This window comes from Streptomyces sp. NPDC005925 (assembly GCF_040638805.1).
Lineage (GTDB): Bacteria > Actinomycetota > Actinomycetes > Streptomycetales > Streptomycetaceae > Streptomyces.
Genome location: NZ_JBEXVL010000010.1, coordinates 59,135 through 80,782, shown reverse-complemented (window position 1 = coordinate 80,782; position 21,648 = coordinate 59,135). Strand labels below are relative to the sequence as shown.

Annotated in this window: 16 protein-coding genes and 1 pseudogene; 12 read left to right on the top strand and 5 right to left on the bottom strand. The window is 73.2% G+C overall.

Annotated features, from left to right (window positions below; genetic code table 11):
- Positions 1-19: 19 nt before the first annotated feature.
- From ABZ354_RS14905 to ABZ354_RS14885, 5 genes and pseudogenes are all read left to right on the top strand, one after another.
- Positions 20-1,264 (top strand): annotated as a pseudogene (locus ABZ354_RS14905) (serine/threonine-protein kinase); the annotation flags it as partial.
- 221 nt (positions 1,265-1,485) lie between these two features.
- A complete protein-coding gene (locus ABZ354_RS14900; protein ID WP_358656699.1) occupies positions 1,486-3,174 on the top strand; it encodes a protein kinase in 1,689 nt (562 codons plus the stop codon).
- 243 nt (positions 3,175-3,417) lie between these two features.
- The gene (locus ABZ354_RS14895; RefSeq protein WP_358656697.1) at positions 3,418-5,166 is read left to right on the top strand and encodes a serine/threonine-protein kinase; all 1,749 of its coding nucleotides are present in this window, start codon (positions 3,418-3,420) and stop codon (positions 5,164-5,166) included.
- 167 nt (positions 5,167-5,333) lie between these two features.
- Complete coding sequence (locus ABZ354_RS14890) at positions 5,334-6,953, top strand: succinic semialdehyde dehydrogenase (protein ID WP_358656695.1); 1,620 nt, start codon at positions 5,334-5,336, stop codon at positions 6,951-6,953.
- A 99-nt stretch (positions 6,954-7,052) separates the two neighbouring features.
- Entirely contained in the window at positions 7,053-8,840 is a 1,788-nt protein-coding gene (locus tag ABZ354_RS14885; protein WP_358656693.1) for a GMC family oxidoreductase, read from the top strand.
- A gap of 148 nt (positions 8,841-8,988) precedes the next feature.
- Here the strand turns inward: ABZ354_RS14885 and ABZ354_RS14880 are convergent, their stop codons facing one another.
- The gene (locus ABZ354_RS14880; RefSeq protein ID WP_358656691.1) at positions 8,989-9,372 is read right to left on the bottom strand and encodes a chorismate mutase; all 384 of its coding nucleotides are present in this window, start codon (positions 9,370-9,372) and stop codon (positions 8,989-8,991) included.
- 529 nt (positions 9,373-9,901) lie between these two features.
- On the opposite strand from ABZ354_RS14880, the gene guaA reads away from it, so the two are divergent.
- Positions 9,902-11,482 (top strand): glutamine-hydrolyzing GMP synthase, encoded by a 1,581-nt coding sequence (guaA, locus tag ABZ354_RS14875; RefSeq protein WP_358656689.1) that lies wholly within the window; start codon positions 9,902-9,904, stop codon positions 11,480-11,482.
- Positions 11,483-11,568: 86 nt separating this feature from the next.
- On the opposite strand, the gene ABZ354_RS14870 is transcribed toward guaA, so the two are convergent.
- Positions 11,569-12,099 carry a pyridoxamine 5'-phosphate oxidase family protein gene (locus ABZ354_RS14870; RefSeq protein ID WP_358656687.1) on the bottom strand — a complete coding sequence of 177 codons (531 nt, stop codon included), beginning with the start codon at positions 12,097-12,099 and terminating at the stop codon, positions 11,569-11,571.
- A gap of 150 nt (positions 12,100-12,249) precedes the next feature.
- Here ABZ354_RS14870 and ABZ354_RS14865 point away from each other — a divergent pair, with 150 nt between their 5' ends.
- The 3 genes from ABZ354_RS14865 to ABZ354_RS14855 all read left to right on the top strand — a co-directional run bounded on the left by ABZ354_RS14865 (position 12,250) and on the right by ABZ354_RS14855 (position 15,607).
- The gene (locus tag ABZ354_RS14865) at positions 12,250-13,044 is read left to right on the top strand and encodes a class II aldolase/adducin family protein (protein ID WP_358656686.1); all 795 of its coding nucleotides are present in this window, start codon (positions 12,250-12,252) and stop codon (positions 13,042-13,044) included.
- Positions 13,045-13,383: 339 nt separating this feature from the next.
- On the top strand, positions 13,384-14,664 hold the full coding sequence (locus ABZ354_RS14860) for a hypothetical protein (RefSeq protein ID WP_358656684.1): 1,281 nt from the start codon (positions 13,384-13,386) through the stop codon (positions 14,662-14,664).
- 403 nt (positions 14,665-15,067) lie between these two features.
- The gene (locus tag ABZ354_RS14855; RefSeq protein WP_358656682.1) at positions 15,068-15,607 is read left to right on the top strand and encodes a DoxX family protein; all 540 of its coding nucleotides are present in this window, start codon (positions 15,068-15,070) and stop codon (positions 15,605-15,607) included.
- Positions 15,608-15,711: 104 nt separating this feature from the next.
- On the opposite strand, the gene ABZ354_RS14850 is transcribed toward ABZ354_RS14855, so the two are convergent.
- Both ABZ354_RS14850 and ABZ354_RS14845 read right to left on the bottom strand, forming a co-directional pair.
- Complete coding sequence (locus ABZ354_RS14850; protein WP_358656681.1) at positions 15,712-15,990, bottom strand: hypothetical protein; 279 nt, start codon at positions 15,988-15,990, stop codon at positions 15,712-15,714.
- Entirely contained in the window at positions 15,977-17,521 is a 1,545-nt protein-coding gene (locus ABZ354_RS14845; RefSeq protein WP_358656679.1) for a PspC domain-containing protein, read from the bottom strand. Before ABZ354_RS14845 ends, ABZ354_RS14850 begins: the two co-directional genes overlap by 14 nt.
- A gap of 180 nt (positions 17,522-17,701) precedes the next feature.
- Here ABZ354_RS14845 and ABZ354_RS14840 point away from each other — a divergent pair, with 180 nt between their 5' ends.
- Both ABZ354_RS14840 and ABZ354_RS14835 read left to right on the top strand, forming a co-directional pair.
- Entirely contained in the window at positions 17,702-18,994 is a 1,293-nt protein-coding gene (locus ABZ354_RS14840) for a PspC domain-containing protein (RefSeq protein ID WP_358656677.1), read from the top strand.
- Positions 18,991-19,734, top strand: coding sequence for a response regulator transcription factor (locus tag ABZ354_RS14835; RefSeq protein WP_358656675.1), 744 nt, complete (start codon positions 18,991-18,993; stop codon positions 19,732-19,734). The genes ABZ354_RS14840 and ABZ354_RS14835 overlap by 4 nt, the downstream gene beginning before the upstream one ends.
- A gap of 54 nt (positions 19,735-19,788) precedes the next feature.
- Here the strand turns inward: ABZ354_RS14835 and ABZ354_RS14830 are convergent, their stop codons facing one another.
- Positions 19,789-20,853 (bottom strand): NlpC/P60 family protein, encoded by a 1,065-nt coding sequence (locus ABZ354_RS14830; protein WP_358656673.1) that lies wholly within the window; start codon positions 20,851-20,853, stop codon positions 19,789-19,791.
- Positions 20,854-21,288: 435 nt separating this feature from the next.
- On the opposite strand from ABZ354_RS14830, the gene ABZ354_RS14825 reads away from it, so the two are divergent.
- A complete protein-coding gene (locus tag ABZ354_RS14825; RefSeq protein ID WP_358656671.1) occupies positions 21,289-21,642 on the top strand; it encodes a hypothetical protein in 354 nt (117 codons plus the stop codon).
- Positions 21,643-21,648 lie beyond the last annotated feature (6 nt).

Sequence of the window (21,648 nt, the reverse complement as noted above, 5' to 3'; positions counted from 1 at the left end):
AGTGGGGCATGATGGGCGTATGGGGACCGAGGGCGCCGGCGCCCGGATCGTCGCGGGACGGTACCGGCTTGACGCGAGGCTCGGCCGTGGCGGCATGGGCGTGGTGTGGCAGGCCACGGACCAACTGCTCGGTCGGCGTGTCGCCGTGAAGGAACTCCCCCTCGACGACACGCTCACCGCGGAGGAGGCCAGGCGGCAGCGGGACCGCACGCTGCGCGAGGCCCGCGCGGTGGCCCAGTTGCACCATCCGCACATCGTCGTCGTGCACGACGTCGTCGAGGACGGCGAACGCCCCTACATCGTCATGGAGCTGATCGACGGCCCCACCCTCGCCGAGCGGGTCGCCGCGCGCGGCCCGGTCGACGCCGCCGAGGCCGCGCGGATCGGCATCGCCCTGCTGAGCGCGCTGCGCACCGCCCACGAGGCCGGTGTGCTGCACCGGGACGTGAAACCGGCGAACGTCCTGCTGGAGGACGGCACCGACCGGGTCGTCCTCTCCGACTTCGGCATCGCCCAGGTCCCGGGCGCCACCACGCTCACGGAGAACGGCTCCTTCGTCGGCTCGCCCGAGTACACCCCGCCCGAGCGGATCGCCGGGGCGCAGACCGGGCCCGCCTCGGACCTGTGGTCGCTCGGCGTGTTGCTGTGCGCGGCCCTCAGCGGCGAGTCGCCGTTCCACCGCGACTCGCTGGGCGGGGTGCTGCACGCGGTGGTGTCGGGCGAGTTCAGCCCGCCCCAGCAGGCCACGCCGCTCCTGCCCGTCGTACGGGGGCTGCTGGAGCGTGATCCGGAACGGCGGCTTGAGGCGGCGCAGGCCGAGTGGATGCTGCGGACGTTCCGGGAGACGGGCCGCATGCCCGTGACGTGGGCCGACGGCACGCCCGGCCGGGGACAGTCCCGGATGCCGGGGCGGATGCCGCTCCGGACGCCGGGCCGGGTGCCGTTCCCGGTGTCGGGGCGGGCGGGGCCGCGGCGGCGCTCCAGACGGGGCGTGCTGGTGGCGGCGCTGCTGATCGCCGCGACGGCCGGGGCGGGTCTGACCGTGGCGGCGATGCTCCTGCACGGCGACGGCGACAGGGACGGCACGCCGAGCAGTCCGGCGCCGGGCCCGACCTCCCGGCCCGCCACGCCGGCGACCTCGGGTCTGACTCTGCCTCCGACATCCACCCCGACGGCGACGGTGACGGTGACGCAGACGGCGTCGCCGGCCACGCCCGCCGGCCAGGTGTCCCCGGTCAGCGCCGGGGCCGGCACGGCGTCCCCCGCCACCGCTCTTGCCACCGCCACCGCCACCGCCGACGGCACGTGACCGCGCCACCTGCGCGGGCGGCGCGCCGCCCGCCCCCGCGCCACAGGGCAGGCCCCAGGCCCTCGTACACCCGTACGCGCATAAACAGGAGATAAGCCCCGCCGCGCGTCACGACTCCGTGACCACCCACCGTCGCCGGTGGATGCGGGAGCGCCCGGCGCGATATGGATGGAGCCATGAGCAACAACGGGGGAGCCCGCTACGGGTCCGACGAACCCACGAGTTTCGGTCTGCAACCGCCGAACCCGCAGATGGCGGTACCGCACCCGAACAATCCCTACGCGGCGCACCCCCCGGTCGTCCCGGCCCGTCCGGCCGCCACACCCCTCACACCCGCCTCGCCGGCCACACCCGCCGGGCCGCCCGAGCCCGACCCGGGCGCCGGGCGGCTCATCGGCGAGCGTTACCGGCTGCTCGCGAAGCTCGGGCACGGCGGTATGGGCACCGTGTGGCGGGCCAAGGACGAGACCGTGGACCGTGAGGTCGCGGTCAAGGAGCCGCGGGTCCCGGACCACCTTCCGGAACGCGAACGCGCCAACGTCTTCGAGCGGATGCGCCGCGAGGCACGGGCCGCGGCCCGGCTCGACCATCCGGCCGTGGTGAACGTGCACGACGTGGCCGTCGTCGACGGCCGGCCGTGGATCGTGATGGAGCTGGTGCAGGGCCGCTCGCTGGGCGACGCCCTCCAGGAGGGCACGCTGAGCGCGCGCGAGGCGGCCCGGGTCGGCCTGGAGGTCCTCGGCGCGCTGGAGGCGGCGCACGCGGCGGGCATCCTGCACCGGGACGTCAAGCCGGACAACGTGATGCTCGGCCGCCACGACCGGGTCGTCCTCACCGACTTCGGCATCGCCCAGATCGAGGGCGAGACGAACCTGACCGACACCGGCGGCTTCGTCGGCTCGCCCGAGTACATCGCGCCCGAGCGCGTACTCGGCCAGCGCCCCGGCCCCGCCTCGGACCTGTGGTCGCTGGGCGTGGTGCTGTACGCGGCGACGGAGGGCGTGTCGCCGTTCCGCCGCAGCAACACGCCGGCCACGCTCCAGTCCGTACTCAACGCCACGCCCGCGCCGCCCGCCGCGGCGCAGGGTCCGCTCGCCGAGGCCATCACCGGCCTGCTGCAGAAGGACCCGGCCCGCCGGCCCGGCGCCGCCCGGGTGCGGGCACTGCTGGAGGCCGCGGCGAACCCGCCCGCCCCGGTGCCCACCCGGTACGTGACGGTCGCGGGCCCCGGCGGGGGCACGGACGCTCCCGGCATCCGCGTCGGCCGCAAGACGCTGGGCGTCCTCGGAGCCGTGGTCGTCGCCGCGGCGGTGACGGCGTACCTGGTGATCGCGGACCCGTTCGCCGGGCCTCTCCCGGACGCGTGGCAGACCAAGGAGGAGAAGGCCCTCGGAGCCTCCCTCGCCGTGCCCGCCGCCTACATGCGGCGCACGCCCGACGACTCCGACGACCACTGGGTCCGGTACTACGACCCGAGCGGCAGCCTCTGGATCGGCCTGTCCCTGGACAAGAAGTCCGAGGACGCGAGCGGCAACATCGCCGAGTCGGCCGCCGCGGAGATGTACGAGGACGAGGCCACCTTCAAGGACAACGGCGACTACGACCTCGACATGCCCGAGAATCCCAAGACGGTGACTCAGGAGACCACGTACAGGGGGAAGAGGGCCGCTCGAAGCACGGTCGAGTACGAGACGGACGACAGCGAGAATCCGCTGCCCCGTGAGCTGGAGATCTTCTACTACAAGGACTCTGGCGGGAACATGTACAAGCTGACCATCGGCTACCCGGGCAAGGGCGACTTCACCGAGCGGGGCCGCGAGGTGGCGAAGACGGCCATCGAGAACCTGGACATCGACAAGCTCTGAGACGAGGCCCGGGGCAAGCCGCCGGCTCGGGGACACGGCCCCGGGGCCGTGCGCCGGGACACCTCGGGCACGGCCCCGGGGCGTTCGCTGACGGTCCCTGCACGGCCCCGGGGGGTGCGCTGCGACACTCCCACCGCCGGCCCGCTGGGCGTGCGCTGCGACGGTCCCCGCACGGCTCCGGACCGATGCCGGCGGGCCGGCCGCGCGTCGACAAGCGGGTGCCCCGCGCGGTACTGATGGGGCATGAGCAACGACGGTGACGGGGCGGGCGTCGAGGGGCGGCTGGTGGCCGGGCGTTACCGGCTGGCCGAGCGGATCGGCACCGGCGGCCCGGGCACCGTGTGGCGGGCCCGCGACGAGCTCGCCGGGCGTCAAGTCGCCGTCAAGGAGCCCCGGTTGCCCGGCGGCCCGGAGGAGGAGACCCGCCGGCGCGCCGCCCACCGGCTGTACCGCGAGGCACGCGCCGCCGCACGGGTCGACCACCCCGCCGCCGTCACCATCCACGACGTGGTGGTGGAGGACGGGGACGGCCACGACGGGCTCCCGTGGATCGTCATGGAGTTGGTGCGCGGCCGGTCCCTGCACAAGGTGTTGCGCGGCGGCCCGGTCGGCGCCCGGGAGGCCGCCCGCATCGGCCTCGCCGTCCTCGGCGCCCTGCGCGCCGCGCACGCCGTCGGCATCGTCCACCGGGACGTGAAACCGGCCAACGTGCTGCTCGCGCCCGACGGCCGCGTCGTCCTCACCGACTTCGGCCTCGCCCACGGGCACGGCGAGGAGCCTCGCCCGACGGCCACGGCTGCCCCGACGGCCGGGACCGTTCCCACGGCCACGGCTCCCACGACCCCCGCGGCACCCAAGACCCCCCCGGCCTGCACAACCCCCGTGGCACCCACGACCCCCGTGACCTCCAAGAATCCCGTGGTCTCCACGACCGCGGGGGAGTTCGCCGGATCGCTGGAGTACGTCGCGCCCGAGCGGATGTCCGGCCGGACCGCCGGCCCGGCGTCCGACCTGTGGTCCCTGGGCGTCCTGCTGTACGCCGCAGTGGAGGGCGCGTCCCCGTTCCGCCGTACGTCGCCCGAGGCCACGCGCGCCGCGATCCTCGCCTGCGACGCGCCCGAGCCGGAGTGCGCCGGACCCCTCGGCCCGCTGCTGGCCCGGCTGCTGGTGCGGGAGCCCGAGCAGCGGCCGGACGCGGAGGAGGTCGGCACGGTCCTGGAGGCGGTGGCGGGGCCGGGGGCGGGTGAGGCCGCCGGGCCGGCGGTGATCACCCGTCAGGAAAATGTCTCCGCAGGGGGGCCGGAGGGCGGTGCGGAGCCCGGTGCCGACAGTCCGGCCGAGTCCGCCCCGGCAGCCCCTGCCGACCAGGCCGTCCCTCCCGTCTCCGGCCCCCGCCGCTGGTTCCGTACCGTCCCCTTCGCCTTCCTCGGCGCGCTGTTGCTCCTGGCCGGCCTGTGGTTCGCCTCCCTGGTCGGCGGTCCGGGCAGCCGGGCCGTCGCCGAGCAGACGCCCGCCGGTGCCGACCGGGTCACCTGGACCGCGCACCGTGCCGCGGGCATGGACGCCACGCTCCTGCTGCCGAGCCCCTACCACGCGGCCGGCACCGACGGCGGCGTCGCGCGGCAGCCCCGGGTCGCCCGTTACGACGACCGGCGCGGCGGTGCCGTACGGGTCCGGCTCTCCCAGTGGGACCGTGCGCCCCGCACCCCGCTGGAGCAGGCCCGGGAGGCGCACCGCGCCCGGGACGGCCGGGACGGCGAGGCGCGCACCCGGTACGTCCGCACCCGTGTCCGGGGGAACGAGGCCGTCATCGCCGACACGACCTGCGGCCCGGACGCCCACCCCCGGCGGATCATGCAGGCGGTGATCCGCACCGGCGACGGCCGCCTGTACGAACTGCGCGTCGACATGCCCAGGGGCAGCGCGCAGGAGAAGGAGGGCGCGGCGGTGTTCGCCGGGGCCCGTGACCGTATCCGCTTCGGTAGCGGCTGATGTCCGGCGGGCCGTACGAGGTGCCCGAACGGAGCGCTTGATTTCCGACCGGACAACGCCCTGATCAGGTCTTTGTTGCCAGCGATCACTGGCGGCATGTGAGTAGTCGGTGAATCCCTGTTACCGACGGGTACACAAAGTGTCCGGTCCGGCATACTCTGCCGCCCATGACGGACGCGCAGGCCCTCGAAAAGACCGGCACGACGACGAACCCCCACGCCCCCGCTCCTGCGGGTGCCCGCACCGCCGCGGACGTGGTCACCCCCGAGCTGGTCGCCCAGCTCGTCAAGGGCGTGGCCGGGTCGGGCAGTACCGCCAACCACACACCGTTCACCGGCGAGAAACTGGCCGACCTGCCGGAGTCCACCCCCGAGGACGTGGCAAGGGCCTTCGAGGCGGCCCGCGCCGCCCAGGCCGTCTGGGAGCGGATCCCGGTGCGCAGGCGTGCCGCCGTCCTGCTGCGCTTCCACGACCTGGTACTGGAGCGGCAGGCCGAGGTGCTCGACCTGATCCAGCTGGAGACCGGCAAGGCCCGCCTGCACGCCCACGAGGAGGTCCAGGCCGTCGTGGTCGCCGCCCGGCACTACGGCCGCAAGGCCCCCGCCTATCTGCGGCCGAGGCGGCACACGGGCGCCGTACCGACCCTCACCAAGGTCACCGAACTGCGCCACGCGCGCGGCGTCGTCGGTCAGATCGCCCCCTGGAATTACCCGCTGGAGCTGTCCGTCGGCGACGCGCTTCCCGCGTTCGTCGCGGGCAACGCGGTCGTGATGAAACCCGACACCGAGACCTGTCTGACCGCCCTGTGGGCCCGTGACCTGCTGATCGAGGCCGGGCTGCCCGCCGAGGTGTTCCAGGTCGTCCTCGGTGACGGCCCGGTCGTGGGACCCGAGGTCGTCAAGCACGCCGACTACGTGTCCTTCACCGGCTCCACCCGCACCGGCCGCGAGGTCGCGCAGGGCGCCGCCGCCCGCCTGATCGGCGTCTCCCTCGAACTCGGCGGCAAGAACGCCATGCTGGTGCTGGAGGACGCCGACATCGACAAGGCCGCGGCCGGTGCCGTACGCGCCTGCTTCTCCTCCGCGGGCCAGCTGTGCATCTCCATCGAGCGGCTCCTCGTCCACGAGTCGATCGCCGACGCCTTCCTGGAACGCTTCGCCGCCCGCACCAGGGCCATGCGGCTGGGCAACGCCCTCGCCTACGGCGCCGACATGGGCTCCCTCGTCGGCGAGCGCCAGCTGGAGACCGTGAAGCGGCACGTCGAGGACGCCGTCGCGCGCGGTGCGAAGCTCGTCGCCGGCGGCGTCGCCCGCCCGGACATCGGCCCGTACTTCTTCGAGCCGACCGTCCTGGACGGCGTCGGGCCCGCCATGGCCGTCTGCGAGGAGGAGACCTTCGGGCCGGTCGTCTCCGTCTACCGCTTCGGCAGCGACGACGAGGCGATCGAGCGCGCCAATTCCACGCCGTACGGGCTGAACTCCTCGGTGTGGACGAAGAACGCCCGGCGCGGCCGCGAGGTCGCCGCCCGGCTGCGCACCGGCACCGTCAACATCAACGAGGGCTACGCGCCCGCCTACGGCAGCGTCCAGTCGCCGATGGGAGGCATGAAGGACTCCGGACTCGGCCGCAGGCACGGCTCCGAGGGCATCCTCAAGTACACCGAGGCCCAGACTGTCGCCCACCAGCGGCTGCTGCCGATGGCTCCGGCGTTCGGCATGGACGACGAGAAGTACGCGGCCGTCATGAGCGCAGGCCTGCGGCTGATGAAGGCGTTCCGCCTCCGCTAGAACCCCGGCCGCCGCTCTCCGAGCCGCCTCCGCCCCGACCACCTCGGCCACCCCCACCCGCCCCGGCGGTTCTCAGAAGGTTCTCAACGAGGAGAGCACGTGTCACAGGAGATGTATGACTACGACGTCGTCGTCGTGGGCTCCGGATTCGGCGGTTCCGTCACCGCCCTGCGCCTGACGGAGAAGGGGTACCGGGTGGGGGTCCTGGAGGCGGGCCGCCGCTTCTCCCGCGAGACCCTCCCGAAGAACTCCTGGGACCTGAAGAACTACCTGTGGGCACCCCGGCTCGGCATGTACGGCATCCAGCGCATCCACCTGCTGGGCAACGTCATGGTCCTGGCGGGCGCCGGGGTGGGCGGCGGCTCCCTCAACTACGCCAACACCCTCTACGTACCGCCGAAGCCCTTCTTCGAGGACCCGCAGTGGAAGGACATCACCGACTGGGAGGAGGAGCTGCGGCCGTACTACGACCAGGCGCAGCGCATGCTCGGCGTGCGTGTCAACCCGACCATGACGCCGTCCGACGTGCACCTGAAGGCGGCGGCCGAGCGGATGGGCTGCGGCGACAGCTTCCACATGGCGCCGGTCGGCGTGTTCTACGGCGACGGCGAGGACGCCGGGAAGACCGTGCGCGCGAAGCCCGGCGAGGAGGTGCCCGACCCGTACTTCGGGGGCGCGGGGCCGTCCCGCCGGGCCTGCCGCGAGTGCGGCGAGTGCATGACCGGCTGCCGGCACGGCGCGAAGAACACCCTGAACGAGAACTACCTGTACCTCGCGGAGAAGGCGGGCGCGGTCGTCCACCCCATGACGACGGTGGTGTCGGTGACCGAGGACTCGCGCGGCGGGTTCGCCGTCGCGACGCTCCCCACCGAGAACCGGCGCAGGGGCGAGGGCCGCACGTTCACGGCCCGGCGGGTCGTCGTGGCAGCCGGTACGTACGGCACGCAGACCCTGCTGCACCGCATGAAGGCGGGCGGGCAGCTCCCGCACATCTCCGACCGCCTCGGTGACCTCACCCGCACCAACTCCGAGGCACTGGTGGGCGCGCAGACCGACGACCGCCGCTACCGCAGGGCGACCGGCGAGCCGAAGGCCGACTTCACCCGGGGTGTCGCCATCACCTCGTCCATCCACCCCGACGAGAACACCCACATCGAGCCGGTCCGCTACGGCAAGGGCTCCAACTCGATGGGCGGCCTGTCGATCCTCCAGGTGCCCTACGCCCCCAGCGGCAAGGGCTCGGCACGCGTGCTGGGCTGGCTGGCGAACGCCGTCCGGCATCCGCTGCTGGTCCTGCGTTCCCTGTCCAACCGCCGCTGGTCGGAACGCACCATCATCGGCCTGGTGATGCAGTCGCTGGACAACTCCCTGACGACGTACCTGAAGCCGAAGGGCGTCGGCAGGGGCCTGCTCACCGCCCGGCAGGGCCACGGCTCGCCCAACCCGAAGCAGATCAGGGCCGCCACCGAGAGCGCCCAGGCCCTCGCGGAAGAGATCAACGGCTTCGCGGGCTCCAACGTCGGCGAACTGATGGGCACCCCGCTGACCGCCCACTTCCTGGGTGGCTGCCCCATCGGCGCCTCCCACGAGACCGGCGTCATCGACCCGTACCACCGGCTGTGGGGCCACCCCGGCATCTCCGTCGTCGACGGCGCGGCCGTCACCGCGAACCTGGGCGTCAACCCGTCCCTGACGATCACGGCGCAGGCCGAGCGGGCCATGGCGTACTGGCCGAACAAGGGCGAGAACGACCCCCGTCCCGCGCAGACAGCGGCGTACGTACGTCTGAAGCCGGTGGAGCCGAAGGCCCCGGCGGTCCCGGTGGAGGCCTTCGGCGCGCTGAAGCTGCCCTTCCTGGGCATGCCGGCCCTGCCGCCGAAAAAGTAGCGTCCGGCGGGCCGGCGACCGAAGAGGCGGCGCCCGGGGCCGGGCGCCGGACGATTCGTCGGCCGGGGGCGGACCGTGAAGGGGCAGCGGTCAGGGGCGGACCGCGAAGGCTGACGCCGACCCCGGGCGTACTGCCCGGCCCCCCGCTTCAGACGCGGCCCCGGCACAGCTCCAGCAGCGTCATCGCGAGCGCCGTACCCGGCGTGCCCAGGGCGTCCCGGTAGTGGCCGAGGACCTCCATCTCGCGGGACAGGTGCACGCGCCGCCCGCCGGAAGTGATCCGTGCCTCCTGGATGACGGCGGAGACGGCCATCCGTTCCTGGATCAGGCCGATGACGCGGTCGTCGAGCGTGTCGATGCGCTCCCGGGCGCCGGTGATCAGGGCGGCGGCCTCGTCGGTGCGGGCACCGGTCTTCTCGGGGGTCGCGGTGCCGGGTGCCGTGGTGCCGGAGGTCGCGGTGCCGGGTGCCGCGGTGCCGGGGGTCGTCGTGTCTGTGCTCGTCGTGCGGGCGGTCGTCGTGAGGGTGGTCATGTCGGGGCTCCTTGCCGGCCGTGTCGCCGGTTTCGCTCGTGTCGCCGGGCGCGGTGCCCCGGGTGACAGGTCCCGGGAAACGCCGAACGCCCCGGGCCTGAAAGCCCGGGGCGCCTGGAAAGTCGCTTGTCAGTAGCTCAAGCAGCACGACCATGGCAGCCGGCGGGCCGGTTGCCATAGGTAAAGACGAACGTCTGGTGCGTGAGCATGGTCGGGAGTGTACCCGCCGCCCGCCCTGTCGCGCCTGCGAGGGGGACGGGGTCGGCAGGATCACGGCTCGGCAGGGTCACCGGCCCGAAGGACGCTGCCGGGCGCGGCGGCGGCGCCGACAGGCCGGGACTGCTCGGTACAGGCGCGGGTCCGGAAGGGACACCGGCCCGGGGCGCCGGCCCCGAAGGGTACCGGCGCGGTGCGGCGCCGGTCCGGTTGGGGCCCACGCCCGGCGGGGTCCCGGCCCGGAAGGGGCATCCGCCCCACCTCGGTAGAATCGGGTAGCACAAGCCCCCGCCCCACCGCCGGAAGGCACCCCGTGTCATCAGCGACTTCCGCTGCCGCCGCCCCCGACACCGTCCTGGTCGTCGACTTCGGCGCGCAGTACGCCCAGCTCATCGCCCGTCGCGTCCGTGAGGCCCGGGTCTACAGCGAGATCGTGCCGGGCACCATGCCGGTCGCCGAGATGCTCGCCAAGAACCCCGCGGCCGTCATCCTGTCCGGCGGCCCCTCGTCCGTGTACGAGGAGGGCGCCCCCCGCCTGGACCGCGAGCTCTTCGAGGCCGGCGTCCCCGTCTTCGGCATGTGCTACGGCTTCCAGCTGATGGCGCAGGTCCTCGGCGGCACCGTCGACAACAGCGGCGCCCGCGAGTACGGCCGTACGGAACTGCGCGTCTCCCGGCCGTCCTCCACCCTCTTCGAGGGCACCCCCGCCGAGCAGGCCGTGTGGATGTCGCACGGCGACGCCTGCTCCGCCGCACCGGAGGGCTTCACGGTCACCGCGTCCACGGACGTCGTCCCGGTCGCCGCCTTCGAGAACGACGAGAAGAAGCTGTACGGCGTGCAGTACCACCCCGAGGTGATGCACTCCACACACGGCCAGCAGGTGCTGGAGCACTTCCTGTACCGGGGCGCGGGCCTGACCCCCTCCTGGACCACCGGCAACGTCATCGACGAGCAGGTCGCCGCGATCCGCGAGCAGGTCGGCGACCGGCGCGCGATCTGCGGCCTGTCCGGCGGCGTCGACTCCGCGGTGGCCGCCGCGCTGGTGCAGCGGGCCATCGGATCCCAGCTGACCTGCGTGTACGTCGACCACGGCCTGATGCGCAAGGGCGAGACCGAGCAGGTCGAGAAGGACTTCGTCGCCGCGACCGGCGTACAGCTGAAGGTCGTGGACGCCGAGAAGCGGTTCCTCGAGGCGCTCGCCGGGGTCAGCGACCCGGAGCAGAAGCGGAAGATCATCGGCCGGGAGTTCATCCGGGTCTTCGAGCAGGCCCAGGCCGAGATCGTCGCGGACGAGGGCCCCGAGGTCGCCTTCCTGGTGCAGGGCACGCTCTACCCGGACGTGGTGGAGTCCGGCGGCGGCACCGGCACCGCCAACATCAAGTCCCACCACAACGTCGGCGGGCTCCCGGAAGACCTCGAGTTCCAGCTGGTCGAACCGCTGCGCAAGCTGTTCAAGGACGAGGTCCGCATGGTCGGCCAGGAGCTCGGCCTGCCCGAGGAGATCGTCCAGCGCCAGCCCTTCCCGGGCCCCGGCCTCGGCATCCGCATCGTCGGCGAGGTCACCAAGGACCGCCTCGACCTGCTGCGCGAGGCCGACGCCATCGCCCGCGAGGAGCTGACGGCGGCCGGCCTCGACCGCGACATCTGGCAGTGCCCGGTGGTCCTCCTCGCGGACGTCCGCAGCGTCGGCGTCCAGGGCGACGGCCGCACCTACGGCCACCCGATCGTGCTGCGCCCGGTCTCCTCCGAGGACGCCATGACGGCCGACTGGTCGCGTCTGCCGTACGACGTCCTCGCGAAGATCTCCACGCGGATCACCAACGAGGTCAAGGACGTCAACCGTGTCGTCCTCGACGTGACGAGCAAGCCGCCGGGCACCATCGAGTGGGAGTGACCCCAGTGTTCCCGGGCTTTTGCTTCAGGCGGTCCGTGTGCTTCCGGCGGTCCCTGGACCCTCGGTGACCCCGGGAGCACGGGAGTTCAGGTGCGCCTGATCGTGCGCAGCGGCGTGCCGGGCTTCCAGACCTGGACGACCAGGTACGTGTCGTCCTCGACGTAGGTGCGGACGACCTCCGTCAGCTCGGTGCGGAAGAGGTGGAACGGCTCCGGCGGTTCCACCTCTTTCACGTACCCGGACTTCGTCGCGCCGTCCTCCACCTCGATCGCGCGGCCCCCGATCCGCACGTCGCCGCCGCCCATCGACGTGCCTTCGCCCGGGTTGGCCTGGAGCGCGAAACGCGGGTCGCGGCGCAGGTCGAGGGCCTTCAGCGAGCCCGGCATCATGCCGAGCCACAGCTCGCCGTCCAGGAACCGCACCTCCAGACCGGTGGTGCGCGGCGACCCGTCCGCGCGCAGCGTCGCGAGAACGTGATGGGTGTGGGCGCCGAACCGCTCCTCGACGGTGCGGGCGAGGCCGGGCTCGGCGGTGCTGAAGGCCGCCCAGTTCGCCGCGCTCCGCCGTGCCGTCGGGGCGGTGCGGGAGACGGGGGTGATCGGTGTCGACTCGTTCATACGGTCAGCCTGATCCTCATATGCGACATCTTCTGTCGGGTATCGCCATGACTTGACCCGACTGCGCCCGATCTTCACAGCATGCCTCTGTCCTCCCCGTCTCACGGAGGGTAACTTCCGGCCCGGAGACGGAACACCGCTGGAGGATCTATGCACGGGCCCACCCCGCCCCTGCCGCTGCCCACCGATCAGTTGCAGTTCGTGATGCCGCCGATGCACGAGTCGGTCGAGGACGAGCGCCGGCATCGCAGGGAAAGGCTCGCGGGCGCCCTCAGGATCTTCGGGCGGTACGGGTTCGAGGACGGCGTCTCCGGTCACATAACCGCCCGGGACCCGGAGTTCAGCGACTGCTTCTGGGTCAACCCGTTCGGCATGCCGTTCAAGCACGTCACCGTGAGCGACCTGGTGCTCGCCAACTCGGACGGCCAGGTGATCCAGGGCCGCCACCACGTCAACCAGGCCGCGTTCACCGTGCACGCCCAGGTCCACGCCGCCCGGCCCGACGTCGTCGCCGTCGCCCACTGCCACTCGGTGCACGGCCGCGCCGTCGCCGCCCTCGGCGACCTGCTCGACCCGATCACGCAAGAGAGCTGCGCCTTCTACGAGGACCACGCCGTCTACGACGCCTACTCCGGCGTGGCCGTGGACGCCGAGGAAGGGCGCCGCATCGCCACCGTGCTCGGCACCCGCAAGGCCCTGGTGCTGCGCAACCACGGCCTGCTCACGGTCGGCGACTCGGTGGACGCGGCGGCCTGGTGGTTCCTGTCCATGGAACGCTCCTGTCAGGTGCAGCTCTCCGCGAAGGCGGCGGGCCGGCCGGTGCTGATCGACCACAAGGCGGCCGTGGCCACTCGCGAACAGGCCGGCGGCGACCTCGTCGCGTGGATCAACTACCAGCCGCTGTGGCAGGACATCAGCCGCAGCGAACCGGACCTGCTGAGCTGAAGAACCCCGGGCGCGGCGCACGAACCACACGTGGCGCACGAAACGTATGAGGACTCACGAAACGCATGTGGCTCACGAAACGCACGCTGAGCAGAAGTCGTGCAGTACGGTCGCCTTCGTGGCACACCGGGTGATCCGAGCCGTAAGGGAATTCTCACGGCCGGGTCAACACGGTGACCCGCCGTTCACCCTCCATGACCACACCTGCCGGACGTGAGCGGGGTGTCGTAGGGCACAATTCGCAGTCGTTGTAGGGAAGTTACGGCAGTTGCACGACGACGGACGCCCCGGATCGCGGGCGGTCGCCGGTGAAGGACGACGGGGAAGGCGGCATCGGGCGTGGCGGTGCAGGAGGCGAGGCGGGGCGGCACGGACGCCGACGCGCACAAGGGCGGCTGCACCTGCGGAGACTGCCCGCACGGGGCGCGTGCCGGACACCGGCGGGCGGTCGCCGAATTCCTGGCCATGCGCGACGAGTTCGCGGCCGGTCACGGGCTGCCCGCCGCGGTCGCCCACTCGGCGTCGGCCTCCCGGCAGTGGGTCTCGGAAGAGCTCACCCAGTCCGCCGAACTCGTCGCCGAACGCAGCCGCGCCGAGGGCGACGCCTGGCTGGCGAGCCTGTGGCGCCGCACCGCTGGCACCGTCTGGGCTGCGGTCGTCCTGCTCCTCCTCGTCCAGGCGTTCACCGCGATCGGCGTGGGCTGGACGTCGGCCCGCACCGCCGGAATCCTGGCCGCGCTGGTCGTCGCCGGCGGGCTGACCGCGGCCTCCTGGTTCCACCGGGCGCGCGGCGGGGCGCTCGCCCCCGTCATCGGTGAGGACAACCGGCTGTCCACCTCCCGGGTCGTGGCCGCCACATGGGTGCTGTTCCTGGCGTACGCGGTCCTCGTCCTGGTCGGCCGGCTGGCCGCCGCCTCCGGGTCCCGGGAGCGCGACGCGCTGCTCGCCGGACTCGAACTCGCCCGCGGCGCCGGCGTGGTCACCGTCCTCGCCGTGGTGTGCGGCATCGCCGTCCTGGTGCGCCGCGTGGTCGGCCTCCGCGTCCTCGGCCAGCGGCTGCAGAAGGTCCGCGCGGACCGGCCGCGCGCCGCCGACCTGCTCACCGACGACTCCGGCCGCGGCACCTTCGCCGACATCCAGTACGTCGTGATCGGTGCCGTCGCTCTCGCCTTCGCCGCGGTACGCCTCGCCCGCCGCCCGGACCAGCTGCCCGACCTGCCGTGGGGCCTGGCCGTCCTGGTGCTGGTGTCGGCCGCCACCTACGTCGCCGGCAAGTACGCGGAAGGCGGCCGTCCCGTGATCCTCTCCGTCGTGCGTGCACGTGAGGCCGGCGACCTGGACGCGCCGATCCGTACCGGCGACGACATCGAGATCCGCGGCGCCGGCTTCGTACCGCCCGGCGCCCAGACCGCCGACCGCCTCTCCCGCATGGTCGTCCGCATCGGCACCGTCCACGTCCACGTCCCCCTGGTCCCGGTCTCCGGCGGCTTCAACAACCCGACGGACTCCCTCCTGAGGGTCCCGGTCCCGGCCGACGTGGAACCGGGCCGCCGAGAAGTCCAGGTGGTGACGGCCGCGGGCGTCGAGACGAACCGGTACGCGATCGACGTGACGGACTGAACGGAAACGACCCGGGACGCGTGCCGGGCACGGTGCGGGATCGGGCGGACCGGCCCGCCTCCCGACCCGCCTGAGCTGGCCCGACCCGCCCGACCCGGGCCGACTCGCTCGACCGGCCCGACCCGCCCGCCCGGCTCGTCCGGCCCGGCGTGCCCGTCCGCTGGACCGGCCGGTTCGGCCGGAGGGCGCCGGGGCGGCGCCGCCCGCGTGTGGGCACGACGGGCCGTCGCCCGCCCCGTCCGGCCAGGCAGGCTGTGCACGGAGCGTCACCGGAGCCTGCACCCGGCGGGGCAGGCACGCGCCGGAGAAAAAACCGCCCCGCACAAGGCTGAGCGAGGTGGGCCCGTCGTACGTATCGTCTGAGGAGGAGCCCGGCAGGGCAGGCGAGAGGCGGCTGGCAGCGATGACCCACAGCAGACGGACGGACCCGCACGATCCCCACCTCGACGGTGGCGGTGGCCGTGGCGGCCTACGGGGCACCCTCGCCCACTACGCCCTCCTTCCCCTCCGCATCTTCCTCGGTGTCACGTTCATCTACGCCGGGCTCGACAAACTCACCGACAACGCCTTCATGAAGGACTCCGGCGCCGGATCGATCGGTGAACTGATGCACGGAGTCCGCGACTCCTCGGCCGTCCCGGCCCTGGTCGACCTGGCCCTGAAGAATCCGCCCGCCTTCGGCTACGCCATCGCCTTCGGTGAACTCGCCGTCGGCATCGGCATCCTCGTCGGACTGCTCGCCCGCCTCGCGGCCCTCGGCGGCGCGCTGATCTCGCTGAGCCTGTGGCTCACCGTGAGCTGGGCCTCCGACCCCTACTACTACGGCAACGACCTCGCCTACCTGATGGCGTGGATCCCCCTCGTCCTGGCCGGGGCTCCCTACCTGTCGATCGACGCGGCGCTGCGCTCCCGCCGACGGCAGAGGACCGGGCGGAACCAGTAGCGCGTGCGGTACGCAGCTGACGCCGGCGCCGTGCCGGGGCGTGACCGGGCCTCCCGGCCGGCAGGGCCCGGCTGCCGTCAGCGCGGGGGCCCGTTCCCTGCGCGTCAGTGTGGAGGGCCCGGCTCGCTCCCGTGGGTCGCCGCGGTGCCGGGGGTGCCCGTACTCTCCGCCCCGGCTCCGCGTGGTCGCGGGTGGCGTCTGCGCAGGCCGCCCATGATGATCGCCGTCGCGCCCGCCAGGCACAGGCCGCCCACGACGACCGGAATCAGCACGAACCACGGTGTCTCCCACGCCCCGTCCGCGTCACCGGCATAGAGCACGCCGCCGAGCGTCAGGGAGAGACCGGCGACCAGCCTGCCCGGCTGGAACTCATGCCGCAGCACGGGTCACCTCCACCTGTCCGGCGCCGACATGGAGGTCCAGGTCGAGCGTCCCGGCGTCCTTGCCGCCCGCGACCGGCTTCAGGGTGGTCTCCTGGTGATTGCCCGGCTGCACGTCCACGTCCTTCTGCTGGTCGCCCGGCAACTGGATGTCGCCCAGACCCACCTCGATGGTGAGCCGCACGGTCACGTCCCGGGGCACGATCACCTCTATTCGGCCCAGGCCCACATCGGCGCTCGTGGCCACCGACTGCCCGTGGGGCACGCGCAGCTCGGACAGGTCGAGCGTGCCCGCGCCGGTGCCGAGGTCGTAGTGGTCCCGCACCTGCGCCACCGCGGTGGGCTGCCACGTCGGCCGCGTCCACTGCGTGCCGATGTCCTTGGGCACCGCCGCGGAGCCGGCCAGCAGCGCCGCCGTGACGATCGCCAGGAAAACCGACCCCGCTCCCGTCCGCCCGGCGAACGCGCTGACCGCGATACCCAGGCCGAAGACGACCAGCGCGCCGGACAGGCCGGCCTGCAGACTGGTGCCGAGCGGGTGGTCCTCCCAGGTGAGGCCCGTGCCGAGGCCGCCCGCGAGAAGGGCGAACAGGAACACCCAGCCGCCCACCCGGCGGGGGCCACGCGGCCTCGGAGGTGGCGGTGGCCGGTCCCAGGGGGTCGCACGGCGCTCCCGGGGGATGCCGCGGCTGATGTTGACGGCCGCCGCGACGTCCGGGTGGACGGAGCCCTTCGGGCCCCACAGATAGCCCGTCCCGCCGACGTGTGTGCCGTCCTTGACTATGGGGTCGCGCCACCAGGACGGATAGGTGGCGACGACGGGCGGTGCCTTCGGTTCCGGAGGGGCGTCGGCGACCGCCTGCGAGGTGAGCGGGTCGGGGCCGGGCGCGCCGCGCTGCCGCGACCAGTACCCGGCGCCCGCGAGCAGCAGGGAGACGATCACGGCGAAGGTCAGCACGCCGCCGTTCTTCAGCATCGTCAGGAACACGCCGCAGCCGACCAGCGCGAACAGCACGGCCGCCAGGGCCTGACCGTCGACCCGGCCGGTGAGCAGCTTGCGTACCTCGTTCTCCTCCTCGTCGTCGTACGGGACGAAGAGCCAGGCGAAGCCGTAGAAGATGAGGCCGATGCCGCCGGTCGCGGAGAGCACCGCGAGCGTGATCCGGAAGATGACCGGGTCCATGTCGCACTGCCGCCCCAGGCCCGCGCACACGCCGCCGATCAGCTTGTGCGGCCGGTACCGCCGGAAGGGATGGGAGGGCTCCGGGCCGTCGGCGTCCCCGGGCACCCCGGTGGCAGCGTCGCCCGTGGTCCGCGTGCTCCCCCCCGTCGGGCCGCTCCCTCTCTGTCGCGCGCCCGCGTGCCCGTGCGCGCGCGAGCCCCCGCCCGGGGCGGCTCCCGCGGTCGAGCCCGCGCCGGGCTGGCCGGCCGCGGCGTCCGCGGCGGGCGCGGCATCCTGCGGCCCGGCACCCAGCGGGGGGCGCGGGCCGGAGCCGGGTCCCTGACCCGTCGCGGCGTGCTCGTGTTCTGTCATGGGTCCATGGTGACGGCCGAGCCGCCCCGACGGGAGTCGGAACGACCCTGGCCCAACCCTGATATCGCCCCCGAGCCGGCGCCCGGGAAGCGTTCGACACCCCCTCGGGGCCGAAGATCAGGGGTGTCTCGGGGGCGGACCCTGATGCCCGGCCCGGCCGGTCGTGTGACCATCAATGGCATGCCGGAAGCCGCAGCAGCGCCACTCGCCGAACCGCGGCCGCCGCGCAAGCTCTACCGCAGCAGCGACGGACGCTGGCTGGGTGGTGTGGCGCGGGGGCTCGCCGGTCATCTCGGGCTGCCCGTGATCTGGGTGCGGCTGGTCTTCGTCGGCCTGTTCATGGCGGACGGCCTCGGCGCGCTGCTGTACGCGGCGTTCTGGTTCTTCGTGCCGCTCGGTGTCGGCGGCGTCGAGGCCCAGAAGCCGGCCTCCCTCATCGCCTCGGAGACCTCGCCGGACGGCCGGCGCAGACTTGTCGCCCGCAAGCCGGACCGGGGCCAGATCGTCGCCCTGCTCCTCATGGTCGTCGTGGCCATGGTCTTCGTGGGCAACGTGAATCTGAGCGGCGGAGCCCGGGTCTACCTGTGGCCCATGGTGCTCGTGGGCGCGGGCGTCGCCCTCGTCTGGCGCCAGGCGGACAACGCCCGCCGGGCCCGCTGGGCCGAGGTCGGCCGTCACCGGCGCACGGTCACCCTGCTGCGGGCCGTGGTCGGCGTGCTGCTGGTGACGGCCGGGGTCTCCGCCATCTTCGTTCTCCAGGGCTCCGCCGCGCATCTCGGCTCCATCCTCCAGGCCGCCCTCGCCGTCCTAGTGGGGATAACGCTGCTCGCCGGTCCCTACCTGGTGCGCATGACGCAGGACCTCTCCGAGGAGCGCCTGATGCGCATCCGTGCCCAGGAGCGCGCCGAAGTCGCCGCCCACGTCCACGACTCGGTGCTGCACACCCTGACCCTGATACAGCGCAACGCGGAGAACGCGAACGAGGTGCGCCGCCTCGCCCGCGCCCAGGAGCGCGACCTGCGCACCTGGCTCTACAAGCCGGAGGGCACCGGCAAGGACGAGGAGGACGAGCCCACCACACTCGCCGAAGCCGTCCGGCGCAACGCCGCGGAGGTGGAGGACAAGCACGGCGTCCCCCTGGAGGTCGTCGTGGTCGGCGACTGCCCCCTCGACGAGAAGACCTCCGCGCAGATGCAGGCCGCGCGGGAAGCGATGGTGAACGCCGCCAAGTACGGTGGCGAGGGCGGCGCGGTTCAGGTCTACGCCGAAGTCGAGGGCAGAACGGTCTTCGTGTCCGTCCGGGACCGCGGCCCCGGCTTCGACCTCGACTCGATACCCGCCGACCGCATGGGCGTCAGAGAATCGATCATCGGCCGCATGGAGCGGCACGGCGGCACGGCCCGGCTGCGGGCGGTGCCGGACGGCGGCACGGAGGTCGAGCTGGAGATGGAGAGGGCGGAGAAGACGTCATGAGTGACCCGACCGAGACGAACGGACCGACCGGGGCGGAGGGGGCGGGCTCCGCGGAGGTTGCCGGCGGCGGCACGGCCGGGCGGTACGTCCGCGTGGTCCTCGTCGACGACCACCGCATGTTCCGTACGGGCGTCCGGGCCGAGATCGGCCAGACCGCGCAGACCGGCGTGGAGGTCGTCGGCGAGGCCGCCGACGTCGACCAGGCCGTCACGGTCATCACCGCGGCCCGGCCCGAGGTCGTCCTCCTCGACGTGCACCTGCCGGGCGGCGGGGGTGTCGAAGTGCTGCGCCGCTGCGCCGCGTTGTCGGCCGACGCCGAGAGGCCCGTCCGCTTCCTCGCCCTCTCCGTGTCGGACGCCGCGGAGGACGTGATCGGCGTGATCCGCGGCGGCGCGCGCGGTTACGTGACGAAGACGATCACCGGCGTGGACCTGATCGACTCGATCTTCCGGGTGCAGGAGGGCGACGCGGTGTTCTCCCCGCGCCTCGCGGGCTTCGTCCTCGACGCGTTCGCCTCCACCGACGCCCCGCCGGTGGACGAGGACCTCGACCGCCTCACCCAGCGCGAGCGCGAGGTCCTCCGCCTGATCGCCCGGGGCTACGCCTACAAGGAGATCGCCAAGCAACTGTTCATCTCCGTCAAGACGGTCGAGTCCCATGTCTCGGCGGTCCTCAGAAAGCTCCAGCTCTCCAACCGCCACGAGCTGACCCGGTGGGCGACGGCACGGCGCCTGGTCTGACCGTCCGTCCGGCCTCACGTCCCACGAGGCGCAGCCGCACCCCGGCGGTGTTCCTCACCCCACCCGCGCCGCCCCCGCGAACGGCATCTCCGTGATCGGGGACACCCGGACCGTGGAGGACGGCCTCGGGGCGTGGATCATCCTGCCGTTGCCGATGTAGATGCCCACATGGCTGACGCCGGAGTAGAAGAAGACCAGGTCACCCGGGGCGAGTTCGGCGCGGGAGACGCGCCGGCCCGCGTTGATCTGGGTGTATGTGGTGCGCGGCAGGGAGACGCCCGCCGCGCGGTAGGCCGCCTGGGTCAGGCCGGAGCAGTCGAAGGATGCCGGGCCGGTCGCCCCCCAGACGTACGGGCTGCCGATCTTGCTGTAGGCGTACGCGACGGCCGCGGCGGCGCGGGAGGTGACGGCTGTGGGCCGCACGGGAGGCGCGGGCGCCGCGGTCCGGGCGGGCGCCGACGAGCGCGACGCGGGGAGCGGGTCCGATGCCGATGCCATCCGGGCCCGTTCCCGCGCCGTCAGGCGGGACAGCAGGCGGCGGGCCTCGCCCAGCTTGCCGGTGACCGTCGCGCGGTGCCGCTTGAGTTCCGTCTGCCGGGACTTCAGCGAGGCCAGTTCGATGCGGGCCGCGCCGCGCAGTTTCTCCACCTCGCGCAGTTGCTCGCGCACCCGTCCCAGCTCCGCCCTCTGCCGCACGCCCGCCCGCTCCAGGAACTCCGCGCCGTCGAGATAGCGGTCCGGGTGGGAGGAGAGCGCCAGTTGCAGCGCCGGGTCGAGGCCGCCGGCGCGGTACTGGGCCGCCGCTGCCGAACCCAGAGTCTCCCGTGCCGTGTTGAGCCGGTCCTCCCTGCGCGCCGCCTCGTCCCGCAGGTCTTCGAGCCGCCGCTGGGCCGCATCCGCCTGCTCCTTGGCCCCGTTGTACTTCTCGGTGGCGGCCTCCGCCTCCCGGTACAGCCGGTTCACCCGCGCCTCCACCGGGGGCGGTGTCGGTGGCGGCTCGGCATGGCCGGTGCCGTCGAGGACCGTCGCCGTCGCCGCTCCGGCGAGGGCGATCGTGACCGCCGCACGGGACCTGCCGCCTCCCGGCATGCGTTTTCGGGGTTTGCGGTGCGCTGCCACCTCGGTTCCACTTTCCTTTCGACCGGGCCGCGCGGGCCCGGGGGCCGTGCGAGCCGTACGGGCGGGAGCCGTCGTCCGGCCTCCCGCGGGCGGTGTCCGTCCGGCGGCGGCCCGTAAAAGGGGGAGCGTGCCGCCGCCGGACTTCTGGAGGAGGTGTCCGGCGGCCGACCCGGCCGGGGCGGCTGAGGAGTTGCCGGTCACCCGAGGCAGGACGCTAGGCGGAGTCGCGCGCCCCGGGCTCGGCGTTGCACTGAACTGGCGACAGGGGACCGGAACGTACCGGGAACTGACTCAAGTACCGTTCCGGCGTCGTCACTTCCCGCAGTGGAATGACCGATATGACCTTTTCGAAGTGGGGGTGGCGGCACGGTGTTATGAGACCGTGCCGAGGGGTGCTGTGGGCGTCGGCCGCGCCCCTCACTAGGCTCCGGACTCATGGACGTACTCATCCATCTCTTCGTCGGCCTGCACATCGTCGGCATCGCCGCGCTGCTCGGCGGCTTCCTCACCCAGGTGAAGGCCATGGGGGGTGGCGAGGCCCGTTTCTCTCCGCCGATGCTGCACGGCGCCCTGACGATGCTGGTCACCGGCGTGGCCCTGGTCGGCCTCAACCAGGCCGACGGCCAGACCGTCGACAACGTCAAGATCGGCGTGAAGCTGGCCCTGCTGATCGTGATCCTCGGCCTCGTCTACGTGAAGCGCGACGAGGAGAGGGTCGAGAAGGGGCTGTTCGGCCTTGTCGGCCTGCTGACCACGGCGAACATCTTCATCGCCGTCCTGTGGACCTGAGCCGGC